The following is a 14,464-nucleotide window of genomic DNA, read 5'->3' on the forward strand; positions in this document are numbered from 1 at the left end:
GGCTTACCTTTGCTTTCTGCCGACGGTAAAAAACAAAATCGGCCCAATAATATTGATACATACAATGATTGCAGCCCACATCCACTTTGGACCGTTTGTCCGCTCTTCTTTTATACAGCTGATAAGGGCAAACACCGCCAAAGCCAGCTGTAATACAATCAGCGGCAAAATCATTTCCCAAGAAATATTCATTGCTTGATCCCCCTTTTCTTCCGATCCGGCCTAATGACAAAAAAGTAATAACAAATCAGAGGCATCGGTGCTTGAATCAATCCGACAATCCCCCAAACCCATGCCATGCGATTACGTTTTTTCGCATCAATAAATAAAAAGATTCCCTGCGCCAATACGATGAGACAAGCCGCAACCGTTATGATAATTTCTGTTTGTGTCATCCGCGTTTCACCTCGCATTCGCCGAGATGCCTTTTTTTCTCAGCCGCAATCAAAATCGGCAGCACCGCAAGCACACAAACCTGAAGCACAATAAACACAGCAGGAACTTGAGTGAAAGCTAAGATTGCAGCACTCACAACCATCAGCGCGCAGAATACAAATAAAATGATCTCTTGAAGAAGTTTTTTTCTGCATTCAGCTTTCATTTGTGACAGCTGGTGAAGCAGTTCTTTTTGATTCGGTATAGAGGGATTGGCTGTTTGATCAATTTTTTTCCATTCTGACTTTAAATGATCAGAAAGCTTTTCTTTATTCATCGTCCCACTCCTTTCTGATTTGCTGGAGCCCTTTATGAACTCTGGACTTTACAGTGCCTTCTTTGATTTGAAGCATCACCCCGATTTCAGCGTAGGTATAGCCGTAGTAATGCCTTAATAAAACCGGTGTGCGCAGTTTAGGGTCCAGCTTTGAAAACAGATCGAGCGTTTCGCTCCACTCTGCCCCTTTCGCCGACACGTCCCACTTGATCTTGCGGATTGTTTCCTCCGTAACTGTCTGATTCCGTTTCCATTCTCTCTTTCTCTTTTTCTGGTGATCGAGATAGAGCCGCGATGCAATGGAGATCAGCCATGTGGAGAATTTTGAACGGCCCTGAAAGCTTCTTAAATGGATGTACCCTTTCAGAAAGGTTTCCTGAACAAGTTCCTCGCTGAGATCGGGGTGAAGGGAAAGCTTTAACAAGTATTTATATAAGAAAGAATAGTGATAGTGGAAAAGGGCTGTAAACGCCTCGTCGTTTCCCTCTTTCGCCTGCTGGATCAGCCGCTGTTCTTCATGTGTATCCAATGACCGTGATCCCCCCTTTTTTGTTTTTCTGCCTTATGAGACGACACCGGATTCAAAAGCGTTCATCTTTTTTACAATTCTTTTCAGCCATTGACAGATCAGGCTTCCCGGCCGTTTGGCTGCATATCCTTATTTGTAAACCCCCTTATAGTCTGTTAAGCTATGACTTTATGTCGATTTCAAAAAAACATCCAATATGGAGGACGATGCATTGAAAGTAGAAAGGCGAACGATTGAATATATTCCGAATGAAGAAAGACATGGTAAAGCGAAAGATTTATTTCCCGTATGGTTCGGGGCTAATATGCATATCACCACGTTAGTGACCGGCACGATTCCCGTTGCAATGGGACTTAATCTGTTTTGGAGTGTTGCCGCTATTATTTGCGGAACCTTAATCGGTGCCATATTTATGGCGTCTCATTCCGCGCAAGGCCCTCAGCTAGGCATCCCGCAAATGATTCAAAGCCGTGCCCAATTCGGCGTAATCGGAGCGATTCTTCCCCTCTTCTTAGTCATGTTTATCTACCTTGGTTTCTTCGCAAGCAGCACGATTCTGGCGGCCGGAACCTTAAGCAGCTTTGTTCCCATCCCGGGATCATGGAGCATTATAGGCTTAAGCGCCGTATGTTTTTTACTCACCATTTTCGGCCATGATTTGATTCACAAAATGCAAAAAATCCTTTCTTGGACCTCTTTTGCTGTATTTTTTGCTGCAACGATTCTCATTTTTCAATTGCCGATTCCAGCAGGCAGCTGGATTCCCGGAGCGATTGATCTGCCAATTTTCTTGGTGGCAGTCAGCGCAGTTGCGACGTGGCAGCTTGCCTACGCGCCGTACGTTGCCGATTATTCAAGATATCTGCCAGTTAAAACACCGGCTTCAAAAACATTTTGGTACAGCTATGCAGGTACATCTGTCAGCTCCATCTGGATGATGCTGCTCGGCGCATTGCTGACAACCTCACTTCCTGACTTTACGGCAAACTCAGGCAGCCAGATTGTCCAATTGTTCGGTCCCTTCTCGTTTATTATGCTGATCATTGTGTTATTTGGGCAAATGGCAATCAATGTTTTTAACCTGTATGGGGCCTTCATGTCCACGACAACAACGCTGGAGCCGTTTCTGAAATTAAAAGTCACGCCCAAAGTCAGAATCATCATGATCCTGGGTGTCACGCTTGTCGGCACAGTCTTAAGCCTACTGGGACAGAGCAATTTTATGGAGCTGTTTTTGAATTTTATCTTTTTCATCAGTTATTTCTTAATTCCGTGGACGGCAATCAATTTAGTCGATTACTACTTCGTTCGCCACGGAAAGTATCAAGTCAAAGCCATGTTCGACGTAAACGGGCCTTATGGAAAGGTCAATTGGATCACCACAATTGCGTTCGTTCTGTCTATCTTGCTGGAAATTCCGTTTATCAACACAAGCTTTTACATCGGACCGCTTGCCAAAATGTTTGGCGGCGGAGACATCGCATGGATTATCGGCTTGGCCGTGCCTTCTGTGCTTTACTATGTATTAATGAAACCGCGTCTGAAAAAACGGGCGGGGTATCAAGAAAAGCTGTCTTCTCTCTGAAGACAGCTTTTTTATCATTCAAATCGTTTCCACACGCGGGGCAGGATGTCAGATAGCTCATGAGCGAGCAACGTATGAGCGGAGTGCTCGTCCATCCAGAGCTCGGCGCACGCACCATGCAAATAGACCGCGTTTAATATGGCGTGCTTTGGATCTTCATGGCAGCAGAGCATCCCCAATATCATGCCCGTCAGCGTGTCACCGGTTCCGCCCTTGGCGAGCGCCCCGTTTCCGGTTGGATTGAGCCAGCAGTCTCCATCAGGAAACGCGATGACGGTTTGGTTTCCTTTTAACACAATGACAGTCTGCAGCTGAGCCGCCCATTCCTTTGCATATTCCGCTCTTTTTTTCTGCAATTCGTTCACGGGCACCCCTGTCATTCGGGAAAACTCGCCCGGGTGCGGCGTGAGGATGACGGGGGCCTCCCGTTTCGGATATGTGCGCTTCGCCAGCGCTCCGGCATCCAAAATAACAGGACAATCAGCCGCAAGCACATGATCGACTGCCTGCTGTACGCTTTCCGTTTGCGGAAGGCCCGGTCCGATGGCAATGGCCCGGTACGTCTCTTCAAGCTGAGCATCCGCCGCCTTTTTCCAGCCGTCACGCCAATAGGTCGCCTCGGGCAAAACAGGAACAATTAGCGGGATTACGCTTTCTGATGTACCGATGACAAGCTTGCCGAGACCGCTCCGCATGGCCCCAAGCCCTGCAAGCAGCGCTGCCCCCGGCATGTCGTCACTTCCAGCCAGCAGCAAAGCCGTACCGTACGTGCCTTTATGGCTCTCCGCATCTCTTTCAGGAAGCGTGGCCCTTACATGCTCTTCCGTCCAATATGGAACATTCATCTCTATCCCTCCTCTGCTTTCTTTTCCTATTTTTCCTGTCCCTTTTCTTTTTCAAACAAAAAAGACAGCCTTTTAGGGCTGTCTTCTATTTTACAGGAACATCAAGGTGATACAGGCGGCTGTACCGTTCGTTTGCCGCCAGAAGCTCCTCATGGGTTCCTTCCATTTCTGTTTTGCCGTTTTCGAGAAATACGATTTTATCAGCCGCTTCCACTCCCGCGAGATGGTGGGTAATCCATAAAATCGTTTTTCCTTTCAGCACCTCAAACACCGTTTCCATCAATTCACGTTCGGTAATAGGATCGAGGCCGACTGTTGGCTCATCGAGGATGATGATCGGTGTATCCTGCAGCAAAATCCTCGCAAGTGCGATCCGCTGGCGCTCTCCACCGGAAAAACGGATGCCGGTTTCTTGTACAGAGGTATGATATCCATCAGGCAATGACTCAATGTAGTCATGCAGCTTGACCTGCTTTGCGGCGCGGCGCACATCCTCGTCGCTTGCTTCTCCGTTTCCGAGCCTGATGTTGTTCAAAATACTTGTATCAAACAGGTGCGGTTTTTGATTTAACACGGCCACCGCATCCGCAATCTGATCCTTTAACAGCGCTGTCTCCACTCCGTTTAACGTCACAGAACCGGAGTCCGGTTTCAAGGCGCCTTCGATTAATGCAAGCGATGTTGATTTCCCAGAGCCGCTTCGGCCGAGCAGCGCCATTTTTTCTCCTTGGCGCAGCGTAAAGGAAAAGTTGTGCAGCACTTGGCTGCTGTTGTCATAAGAAAACGTCACATCACGAAAGGCCAAGGTGACATCTTGAAGATCGAGAATTTGATCCCCTGATTCAGTTTGTGACGCCTCCGGCTGAGGAGCCACCTTGTTCATGCGTCTGATAGAATCCTGATAGCCCGGCACTTCGCCTAAGGCATCCGAAAGCGGCAAAAAGGCTTCCGTCAACGGAAACACCACTAGCACAAAAGCGGCAATCATCGTTTTAGCGAGCTCGCCGTCCGCTTGCTGTCCCGCTGTCCAAAACAGCATCAGCAAAATAAGGCCAGCGACAAGGCATTGCGCAGCAAAGTCCCGCCATCTTGTAAAGCGTTGTTTTTTCCGTTCAAGCTCAAACCAATCACGTTCCTCTTTTTCATAAGCATCAATAAAAGCATGCCGGCGTCCGCTGAACATCCAGTCGCTGACACCCATCACAGCATCTGTCAGACGGCTGTACAGCACATTCCGTCCGCTTTTCAGCTTCGCATTCTTCGCTCTCGTCACGAGCAAAGACACAACCGGAAACAATACAACAAGAACAAACAAATACAGCGCAAGCAATATGGCAAACGGCCAAGAGAAGAAGCCGAGCGCTATCACTGACACAGCATACAGGAGCAAGGCTGAGATCGCAGGAAAAATCGTTTTTAAGAATGCATCCTGCAAATGCTCAATATCCTCAGACAAAATGCCGAGCATATCCCCCGTGCGAAAACGGGAACGCAGCATCAAAGCACCCGGCTCAAGCATATTGTAAAGGCGGACGCGCATGTCGGATACGATTTTCAAAATGATGTGATGCCCGACGAGCCGTTCCACATATCGCGACACAGACCGCGCAATCCCAAAGGTGCGCACAGCGACAATCGGCACATAAATGAGCAGAATGTTTTCCGGCCTTGTCGCCGCTTTAGAAATCAAAAAACCTGAGGTGAACATGAGAAAAGCAGCAGAAAAAATCGTCACCGCGCCCAAAAAGATAACCAGAACAAACAGGCGGGCATTTTGCTTGATATACGGCAAAATCCATTCTTCTTTCTTCATGCTCTTTCCCCCAGTTGTGCCTTCACGAGTTTGGTATACACACCGTTTTTCTCCAGCAGTTCATTGTGAGTCCCGATTTCCGCAACCCTGCCTCTGTCCAGCACGATAATTTCGTCCATATCGAGCATCCAGTGAAGGCGGTGAGTCGCGAGAAAGACGAGCTTATCCTCAAATAAATCCAGCATCGTTTCTTTTATTTCATATTCTGTTTCGATATCAAGATGGGCGGTCGGCTCATCCAGCAGCAGGATCGGACGGTTTCCCAAAAAGGCGCGGGCCAGCGCGACACGCTGTGCCTGGCCGCCGCTGAGCGCCCGGCCGCCTTCCCCGATCCGCCCCTCTAATCCTTCAGGAAGGTTATCCACCAGCTCCGCCAGTCCCGCCGCAGCAGCAGCACGGGCTGTATCCTCTGCCGAAGCGCTTGGATGGTAGAAGCGAATGTTGTTCCCCAACGTATCATCAAAAATGTACGGATGCTGAGGGATGTACAGAAGGTTCTTCTGCCAGCTGCCGACCTGCAAATGGGACCGGCTTGTACCATTAACCTCAATCATTCCGCCATCCGGCTCTAAAAATCCGCCGAGAATATCAATTAATGTTGATTTTCCGGCTCCGCTTGCACCGATAATGCCAATTTTTTTCTTGCCCTTGAATGAGAGATCAATATCAGACACCGAACGGCCGACTGATACGCCTGACAGCTTCAGTTCATCCTGATCGGACCAAGCCTCAAGCTGAAGCGGTGTCTCTTCTTTAAAACCAGGCTGTGACAAAATCTCTTGAATAGTTTTTCCTGCTTCCTGGCCGTTCAGCGTTGCATGATAATCATTCCCCACTTCCCGCACCGGCAAAAAATACTCAGGCGCCAGAATAAGCGCCGTTAAAGCAGGGCCAAGCAAAATATCGCCGTCAATAAGGCGCAGGCCCAGAAATACTGCGACTGTCGCCACCGACAGCATCGTGAAAAAATCGAGGGCGAATGATGACAAAAACGCCACCCGGAGTGTGCTCATCGTTGCCTTGCGATACCGCTCACTCACATAGAAAATATTTTTGCTGTGTGACTTGCTCAAACCTAGGAAACGCAATGTCTCCAGCCCGCGAAGAGAATCAACAAAATGATTGGAAAGTCTCTGATAGGATTTCCACTGACGATCCGCTTTTCTCTGCGCGACAAGCCCGAGGAGAATCATAAAGATGATCAGAATCGGCATAGCAGCGACTAAAATGATGGCTGATGTCCGATCCTGAAAAAACACATAAATGACAACTGCCGCAGGCACAATCGCCATGCTGACCATTTTCGGCAGAAACAGCTCCAGGTAGCGGCGGAACTGGCTGATGCCTTCCATCGCCAGCGTCACCATTTGCCCCGTCCCCTCTTTCTTTGCAAAGCGGGGGCCTAATCGGAACAGCTGATCAAGAAAACTTTTTCTCAAATCTGCTCCTGTCCGGGCGGCGTATTGATAGACGATTTTCTGTCGCGCCACCGTCACCCCGTGCCGGGCGATAAAAGCGATGAGGAAAAAGCCGATCACCGGAAAAAGAGAGGTAATGCCCTTCCCGTTGAACAGTCCGGTTACGGCCTCACTCAGCCACTCTGCCTGCATAATAATGGCGGCTGTCTGAATCAGCGTTAAACAAGTAATCACGGTGAGAATCCGCTTCATTCCTTTATATCGAAACAGGTCTTTTCCCATTAATAAGTCATAGGCTCCTTATGGCTGACGCGCTTCCGGAAGACATAATAGCTCCAGATCTGGCTGCCGATGACGAACGGCAATAGCGTTAATGCTGCAATTGACATGACTTTAAGCGAATAATCTCCGGAAGAAGCGTTAGCTACTGTTAAATCGTATGCGCTATGAAGCGAGCTGACCATTACGCGAGGGAATAGGGAAATAAAGATCATTCCCACGGTCAGCGCCAGACCAGCGCCTGTCATCCCAAATGTCCAGCCGTCTTTTTTCTTACGAATAAATACAGCCGCGAGCATAAAGCAGATGACAATCAAAACAGTGAGCGGAATGGTAATCTCGCCGCGGCGTGTAAACATGTCTGTCTGATACGCAGAAAGGGCCGCGAAGGCAAGAACCGCTACAAAAACAACACCCATTATCTTTTGCGCCATTTTCCGGGCGCGGTTTTGCAAATCACCAATCGTACGCAGCGTGATAAACATTAATCCATGCTGGAAGCAAAGAAGTGTTACCGTCACACCGCCAAGTATAGAATATACATTGATATAATCAGATACATGTGCGTGAATGTTCATGTCGGCATCAATCGGCATCCCGCGGAATAATGTCGTGAACAGCACACCAAGCACAAACGGAGGAATCAGACTGCCGAAGAAAACGACCCAGTCCCAAACCTTTACCCATTTTAAATGATCCACCTTGCCGCGGAACTCAAACGCGACCCCGCGGCCCATTAACGCAAGCAGCACTATGACAAACGGAATGTAATAACCGCTCAGCATCGTTGCATACCAGTTTGGGAATGCCGCGAAAATGGCGCCTGCACCAGTCAAAAGCCACACTTCATTCGCGTCCCAGAACGGCCCGATCGTGTTGATCAGCACTCTGCGTTCTAATTCATTATGGCCAAGAAAACGGGTCGCCATGCCGACCCCGAAATCAAAGCCCTCCAAAAAGAAGAATCCTACAAACAATACAGCAACGAGTATAAACCAAAGATCATGAAGAGATGCCATGGTATACCTCCTGACTAAATGGATCTGTTGATACAGGAACATCATGATGATCACTATGCTCCGCACCTTTTTTAATCTCACGGATAAACAAGAAGACAAGCAGTGCACCAAGAATCATGTACATCACACCGAATGCGATGATTGAGAATAACAAGGAGCCCGCTGTTACGTTAGGTGACACAGATTGAGCGGTTGTCATTAACCCCATAACCGTCCAAGGCTGACGTCCGATTTCTGTCATAATCCAGCCCGCGGAGTTCGCAAGAAACGGGAAGGAAATCAACGCGATCATGATGCGCAAATACCATTTGCTGTTTTCAAGCTTTTTGCGGCGGTTTAACCAAAGGCCGCCTAACGCAGCAAGAATCATGACAACACCTGCTCCTACCATGATGCGGAAGCTCCAGAATGTCGTTTTCACTGGCGGAATGTAGTCGCCTTTTCCGTATATTTTTTCGTACTCAGCCTGAAGGGTTTTCATCCCTTTGACACTTCCGCTGAATTTCTGATACGCCAAGTAGCTCAAGGCATAAGGAACTTTGATTTCATTTGAGCTTTTTTCATTTTTTGTATCGATCGTCGCAAAAGCGGTCCAAGCAGCAGGGTCACCGCTGTCTTCCCATAGGCCTTCACTGGCAGCCATTTTCATCGGCTGTGATTCCATCAAGTGCTCAGCCTGCATGTGTCCGCTAAGGCCGACGCCAAGACCGGCACAAAGGCCGACGATCATTGCGAGTTTAAAAGATTGCTTAAAGAACGGCACTTCTTTTTTCTTCAGCAGTTTAAAAGCACTCACTCCGGCAATAAAGAAAGCTCCAGTGGCAAGCGCACCGAAAATAACGTGCGGGAATTCAACCCAAAGCTGAGGGTTTGTAATCAACGCGCCAAAATCATTCATTTCCGCGCGGCCGTTTTTGATCGTAAAGCCGACCGGCTCCTGCATAAAGGAGTTTGCTGTTAAAATCCAGAAAGATGACATGATCGTTCCGAATGATACGAGCCATATGCAGAGAGCGTGAATTTTCTTCGGCAGGCGGTCCCAGCCAAAAATCCATAATCCGATAAAAATAGATTCCATGAAAAACGCCAATAATGCTTCAATCGCAAGCGGAGCGCCAAATACATCTCCGACAAAACGGGAGTAATCTGACCAGTTCAGTCCAAACTGGAATTCTTGCAAAATCCCCGTTACAACACCGACTGCAAAATTTATTAAGAATAAGTGTCCCCAAAACTTTGCCATTTTGAGATACAGCTCATTTTTCTTTACAAGATAAAGAGTCTCCATCAACGCAACCATAAACACAAGCCCGATAGACATCGGCACAAACAAGAAGTGAAACAACGTTGTTGATGCAAATTGTATGCGGGCTAATACCAATTCACTCATGCTTTCTCCTCCATTTCCGGTTAAAACTGTTAATTTGCTCACTACTTCACAAATAGAACCGAGACTTTGATCAGTAATTCACAAAATAGACGAAAAAAATATTGTTCAATATTTCACAAATGTGTCAAAAAGTCGTCCAATATGAGGCAAGATTGCCAGACTGACCAAATGACACAATCTCTGACTGGTTCATATTAAGTACTTTACAACGATTCATTTCAAAAATAAAGCCTAAAATACCTAAAAAGTCCCGCACTATGTGACGGATTTTTGTCTATTTTGTTGCTTATTTATGTCGGCTGCTAGGATAAATGACCCTTTATTATCGTACATCAACACATCGTTCCTTGCGAACAAAATGCTTGCCCTGCACCAGCACTCGTTTCTCCGCACTCCGTCATAAACAGATTTTAGGCAGGATGCCTCTTTTCATTTGAACCGGCAAGTGGAGAAAAGTTGAATAGTAAATTTTTAATATATTAATAATTTCAATTTTTTAGTATACTTAACATAGTGAACAATTTCACTGCATCAAGAATAGGGGAGGTTTTTCAATGGGAGAGCTTCAAACACACATGCAATTGCAAACGGATACAATTCACGAAGGGGTTCGAAAAGAGAATTGGTTTGCGAAAGCCATGAATATAAAAGTAGGCATCATACCGCTTCCTGTGTATGCCTTGCTGTTTATATTAATCACTGTTTTTGTTATGCATCACGATGTAAAAAGTGACATTTTGACATCCATTGCCGTCATGGCGTTTTTCGGATTTACCTTTGCCCAAATCGGCAAATCGATACCGATTGTTCGTTCTATCGGCGGCCCGGCCATCCTAGCTACTTTTATTCCGTCCGCTGTCGTGTACTATCACCTGCTGCCTAATGATATCGTAAAATCCACCACAGAATTTACAGAAAACTCAAACTTTCTATATTTGTTTATCGCCGGTATTGTCGTCGGAAGCATTCTCGGCATGAAAAGAGAAACACTCGTAAAAGCATTCATGAAAATCTTTATTCCGCTTATTGTCGGTTCTGTCACAGCCGCTATTGTCGGACTGGCTGTCGGGACATTGCTCGGACTCGGATTTCAGCATACCCTGCTGTACATTGTCATTCCGATCATGGCTGGAGGAGTCGGAGAAGGCGCTATCCCGCTGTCCATCGGATATTCTGACATCATGCCCATTTCTCAAGGGGAAGCGTTCGCACTTGTTCTGCCATCGATTATGCTGGGCAGCTTATGCGCGATTATTCTAGCGGGATTGCTGAACCGAATCGGAAAGAAAAAACCGGAATGGACAGGCAACGGCAAAGTGGACCGCTCCGAAGAAGAGTCCCCTGCGCTGGAGGAATCACAAAGCGGACAACAAATGTTCAACCTTTCTTTATTTGCGTCAGGCGGTATCCTTGCTGTTTCTTTATACTTAGTCGGCATGCTCGCTCACGATTTTTTCGGTTTTCCGGCACCCGTTGCCATGCTGTTACTGGCTGTTCTAATCAAGCTGTTCAGATTGGTGCCTGCCTCAATTGAAAATGGCGCGTTTGGAGTGTCCCGCTTCTTTTCAACAGCTGTGACCTACCCGCTTCTCTTTGCGATTGGGGTATCCATGACGCCGTGGGACAAGCTTGTCGCCGCTTTTAACCTCAGTAATATTATTACGATTCTGTCTGTCGTTGTGACCATGATGGCCGTTGGCTTCTTCACTGGAAAATGGCTGAACATGTATCCGATTGAAACCGCCATTATCAATGCGTGCCATTCTGGACAAGGCGGCACGGGTGACGTTGCCATTTTAAGCGCCGCTGAAAGGCTTGAGCTGATGCCGTTCGCCCAGGTGTCTACCCGCATCGGGGGCGCGATTACAGTATCCTTAACCTTATTGCTGCTGCACCAATTTTATTGATACACCTCGGAGCAAGTTCTTCGGAAAACGAAAGAGCTTGCTTTTTTGCATGTCCGTGTTTTTGCAAGTTCCCATCCCATGCTATAGTAATAGTTGGAAATACTAGATAGAAAGGAATCTGGCATGCCTATGGGAACTCATCTATTTCTCTTTATGCTTCTCGGGCTTGGATTTTATTTGATATCAGCCCTGGCTGCAAAACTCATTCCGGCCATAGACTTCTGGATTGATATTGTTCTATGGGTCGGCGCTGCAGTTTACATCTTCTCTCACCTCTCATTCATGGACGGCATTGTCTCAATCGCGACAATGTTCTACTGCTATTGGACCGCAATGGATCTCATTGTTTCAGAGCGTGCGGAAAAACCTTCGGGAGACTGGCAGGAGATCGAGCTGGCCAGAAACAAAACACGCCTCCTGTCAGACATTGCACTGACCGCCGTTGTGTTTGCGGGCGCTGTCATTTTTTTCATCTATGGACCTGACCCAAGCCCCCTCAAATATGTAATCCTTTTCGGCATGATCTCCGGCGGAGGGGCACTGGTGAAGCGTATACTGAATGTTTTCAGCGTAAAGGTTTTTTATTCAGCTGCCTTAGAAAAATTGCATATCAGCTCACACTATGAAACCCGTACATACCCGCTTTCCGATTTGAAGGATATTCAGCTTGAATCAACGGCAGATCTCTTAAAGCTCCATCCGCTTCTGACGATGTATTCATCCCGTTTAGATTTGACAACAAGCTTTCAGCAAGTCATTAAACTGTCTCTTCCCGGCGAAACACTGTTTCTGACGGTGAAGGAACCGCAAAAATGGAAAACAATTCTCCAGGAATACACAGATGCAGAAAACAATGTGGACAATGTGATTTCTGTTTTGCCGTTTTATCATAGAAAAAATGTGAAGCGGCTGCTCGGGAAGCTTTATTTTGCCGCCAGCGTAAAAGGGGTATCCGCTTACGCCTTATTGGTGCTCGCGTTATACGCATTACACGCCTCTCCATGGGTCATGGCTGTTGCCGTAATCCTATATTGGGTATTCAACATGTATATGTCAGACCGTGTGTTACGGGCGGCAATGGACGCCAAGCCTTGTCATCATCCGCATGTACAGGCAGCGGCCGATAAGATTTTCCGATCGGCCGGCATTTCCCATGTCCGCATATACGAAACGGAGAGTGATGATTACAACGGAATGGCAGTAGGCATGAATGTCGGGAGGTCAATGGTCATCCTAACAAGCGCCACACTAACACTTCCACAGCGTGTCATTGAAGGCATTCTGGCCCATGAGGCGATTCATATCAAAAAACGTGACGTTCTGTCATCACAGCTTTTGCGTTTTCTATATCTTGGAGCTGTCGTTGGGATTTTCCTCTTATTTGAGCAGCATATCACCCATCCCGAGGCCCACAAAATTGCGCTTTGGGCTTTCATTATGGCAATCATTATCCTGTTCCAGCTCTATCAATCCTTTTGTTCACAATGGATGGAGGTGCGTGCTGACAACCTTGGCGCATCATTGCTGGGGGGCGGTTACAAACAAATGGCTGAAGCCTTGAGAATCTTGGCGGTTCGGCAGGATGAGGACATACAGAAACAAAGTGCCTACAGCTCTGAAGCAGGTGAAGACGAGCTTCAAATTGATTCTCTCACCCGTGATAAAAGCTGGTTTTTCAGATTGATTGATTTTCAGTTCGCTCCTCATCCCCCTATGTATTGGCGTGTCGGCACTTTATTGTCAAACAAAGGACATGGGGTGCTGAAGCGCTGGCTCAGAGACCGCCTGAAAGAATCGATCACTTTGAAATGAAACCGGTCAGCGTTTCATCCGCATAACAGATATGGTGAAAAAAGGGAGTGACGCGAAGTGATTGTGATCATCTTATTGTTTATATCTATTATTGTTTTTCTTTCAGTCATTCAGCCGCAGCCATCGGAAAATAAAAGCCGCCAGCAGGCGGACAGCGGGTATTTCGGTTATTCAGACAACGGCTCACACCATGATGGATGCAGCAGTGACGGAGGTTTCAGCGATTCCGGCTGTGGCGGCGGAGGGGGCGGCGATTCCGGCTGTGGCGGCGGAGGGGGCGGCGATTAAACGCCGCCTTTTTTTATTTCATTGATTCGATGTACGCACCAAAAGCCGAGCCTGACATGCCTGGGGACACGCGCACACGATGGAGGGCATACATTCCCTGGTCTCTTGAAGCCGCGCCCGGTTCTGTCGTCACGCCCATTTGATAGCCTGTTTTTTCAGCGGTCTTCAGCGTCTCCTCATTGTAGCGCCCTACCGGATAGCTGATGAGGGAGGTTTGCTGACGAAACATGTTGTCGAACAGCTTTTTCGAATCAGCCATCTCGCTTTGCTGCTGTTGAGGCGTTAATCCGTTCAGCTCAACGTGGTCAATCGTATGGCTTTCAATCGATATGCCATGCTGTGCCATTTCCTTCATTTGTTCCTCTGTCAGATGGTGCCTATGTCCGATCGATTTGCCGATCATAAAAATCGTTGCCTTCATCCCGTACTTTTTCAGCACCGGATACGCATCTTGATAATTGTCGGTGTACCCGTCATCAAATGTGATCAGCACGCATTTCTCACTCGGTTTTTTATCCTGAGTCAGCATGAGATATGCCTCTTTCGGTGTTAATGTCTGATAGCCGTTATCATGAAGCCACTTCATATGCGCCTCGAATTCTTTCTTTGGCACACGGAGGCTGTTTCCTGAAGAAATGCTGTGGTACATCAAAATCGGTAGCTTTGCCGGTTTCTCTGTTTTGATCCATGCTGATGTATCGTTTTCTTTTTTCTGAACTTGTACTGCCTTTTTTTCCGGTTTCATTTGTTCCGCTTTTGGCATCGGCTGCTCTGCATTCGCCTCTTGATCAGCGCAAGCCGCAAGAGCCAAACAGCTGCCCAAAAGAAAGATGCTTAAAAACAATCGTTTCATCGTTCTCCTGCTTT

The 14,464-nt window shown here is 47.3% G+C and carries 14 protein-coding genes; 4 read left to right on the top strand and 10 right to left on the bottom strand.

What is annotated here, in order from left to right; translation table 11 throughout:
* Window positions 1-3: 3 nt before the first annotated feature.
* Genes yxlE through sigY form a run of 4 tightly spaced genes read right to left on the bottom strand, consistent with a single transcriptional unit; the run spans window position 4 to window position 1,241 of the window.
* Window positions 4-192 carry a sigma Y negative regulator YxlE gene (gene yxlE, locus bslm_RS19045; protein WP_003227293.1) on the bottom strand — a complete coding sequence of 63 codons (189 nt, stop codon included), beginning with the start codon at window positions 190-192 and terminating at the stop codon, window positions 4-6.
* Window positions 189-395 carry a sigma Y negative regulator YxlD gene (gene yxlD / locus bslm_RS19050; RefSeq protein WP_003227291.1) on the bottom strand — a complete coding sequence of 69 codons (207 nt, stop codon included), beginning with the start codon at window positions 393-395 and terminating at the stop codon, window positions 189-191. Before yxlD ends, yxlE begins: the two co-directional genes overlap by 4 nt.
* A complete protein-coding gene (locus bslm_RS19055) occupies window positions 392-712 on the bottom strand; it encodes a YxlC family protein (RefSeq protein ID WP_046381440.1) in 321 nt (106 codons plus the stop codon). The genes yxlD and bslm_RS19055 overlap by 4 nt, the downstream gene beginning before the upstream one ends.
* Window positions 705-1,241 carry an RNA polymerase sigma factor SigY gene (sigY, locus tag bslm_RS19060; RefSeq protein ID WP_015250905.1) on the bottom strand — a complete coding sequence of 179 codons (537 nt, stop codon included), beginning with the start codon at window positions 1,239-1,241 and terminating at the stop codon, window positions 705-707. Before sigY ends, bslm_RS19055 begins: the two co-directional genes overlap by 8 nt.
* Window positions 1,242-1,452: 211 nt before the next feature.
* On the opposite strand from sigY, the gene bslm_RS19065 reads away from it, so the two are divergent.
* On the top strand, window positions 1,453-2,826 hold the full coding sequence (locus bslm_RS19065) for a cytosine permease (protein WP_003244111.1): 1,374 nt from the start codon (window positions 1,453-1,455) through the stop codon (window positions 2,824-2,826).
* 14 nt (window positions 2,827-2,840) lie between these two features.
* Here the strand turns inward: bslm_RS19065 and bslm_RS19070 are convergent, their stop codons facing one another.
* The 5 genes from bslm_RS19070 to cydA all read right to left on the bottom strand — a co-directional run bounded on the left by bslm_RS19070 (window position 2,841) and on the right by cydA (window position 9,590).
* Window positions 2,841-3,671, bottom strand: coding sequence for an NAD(P)H-hydrate dehydratase (locus bslm_RS19070; RefSeq protein ID WP_046381441.1), 831 nt, complete (start codon window positions 3,669-3,671; stop codon window positions 2,841-2,843).
* Window positions 3,672-3,756: 85 nt separating this feature from the next.
* Entirely contained in the window at window positions 3,757-5,484 is a 1,728-nt protein-coding gene (gene cydC / locus bslm_RS19075; RefSeq protein ID WP_046381442.1) for a thiol reductant ABC exporter subunit CydC, read from the bottom strand.
* Complete coding sequence (gene cydD, locus bslm_RS19080) at window positions 5,481-7,184, bottom strand: thiol reductant ABC exporter subunit CydD (RefSeq protein WP_046381443.1); 1,704 nt, start codon at window positions 7,182-7,184, stop codon at window positions 5,481-5,483. Before cydD ends, cydC begins: the two co-directional genes overlap by 4 nt.
* Entirely contained in the window at window positions 7,184-8,200 is a 1,017-nt protein-coding gene (cydB, locus tag bslm_RS19085; RefSeq protein WP_046381444.1) for a cytochrome d ubiquinol oxidase subunit II, read from the bottom strand. Before cydB ends, cydD begins: the two co-directional genes overlap by 1 nt.
* A complete protein-coding gene (cydA, locus tag bslm_RS19090; RefSeq protein WP_014481318.1) occupies window positions 8,184-9,590 on the bottom strand; it encodes a cytochrome ubiquinol oxidase subunit I in 1,407 nt (468 codons plus the stop codon). The genes cydB and cydA overlap by 17 nt, the downstream gene beginning before the upstream one ends.
* A gap of 554 nt (window positions 9,591-10,144) precedes the next feature.
* On the opposite strand from cydA, the gene cimH reads away from it, so the two are divergent.
* From cimH to bslm_RS19105, 3 genes are all read left to right on the top strand, one after another.
* A complete protein-coding gene (gene cimH, locus bslm_RS19095) occupies window positions 10,145-11,497 on the top strand; it encodes a citrate/malate transporter CimH (RefSeq protein WP_003227271.1) in 1,353 nt (450 codons plus the stop codon).
* 123 nt (window positions 11,498-11,620) lie between these two features.
* Window positions 11,621-13,309, top strand: coding sequence for a M56 family metallopeptidase (locus tag bslm_RS19100; RefSeq protein ID WP_080262575.1), 1,689 nt, complete (start codon window positions 11,621-11,623; stop codon window positions 13,307-13,309).
* A 57-nt stretch (window positions 13,310-13,366) separates the two neighbouring features.
* Window positions 13,367-13,597, top strand: a complete 231-nt coding sequence (locus tag bslm_RS19105) for a hypothetical protein (RefSeq protein WP_046161008.1) — start codon at window positions 13,367-13,369, stop codon at window positions 13,595-13,597.
* Between the two features lie 13 nt (window positions 13,598-13,610).
* On the opposite strand, the gene bslm_RS19110 is transcribed toward bslm_RS19105, so the two are convergent.
* Window positions 13,611-14,450 carry a polysaccharide deacetylase family protein gene (locus tag bslm_RS19110; protein WP_046381445.1) on the bottom strand — a complete coding sequence of 280 codons (840 nt, stop codon included), beginning with the start codon at window positions 14,448-14,450 and terminating at the stop codon, window positions 13,611-13,613.
* Window positions 14,451-14,464: the final 14 nt, after the last annotated feature.

The organism is Bacillus sp. LM 4-2 (assembly GCF_000978495.1).
Classification (GTDB): Bacteria; Bacillota; Bacilli; order Bacillales; family Bacillaceae; genus Bacillus; species Bacillus subtilis.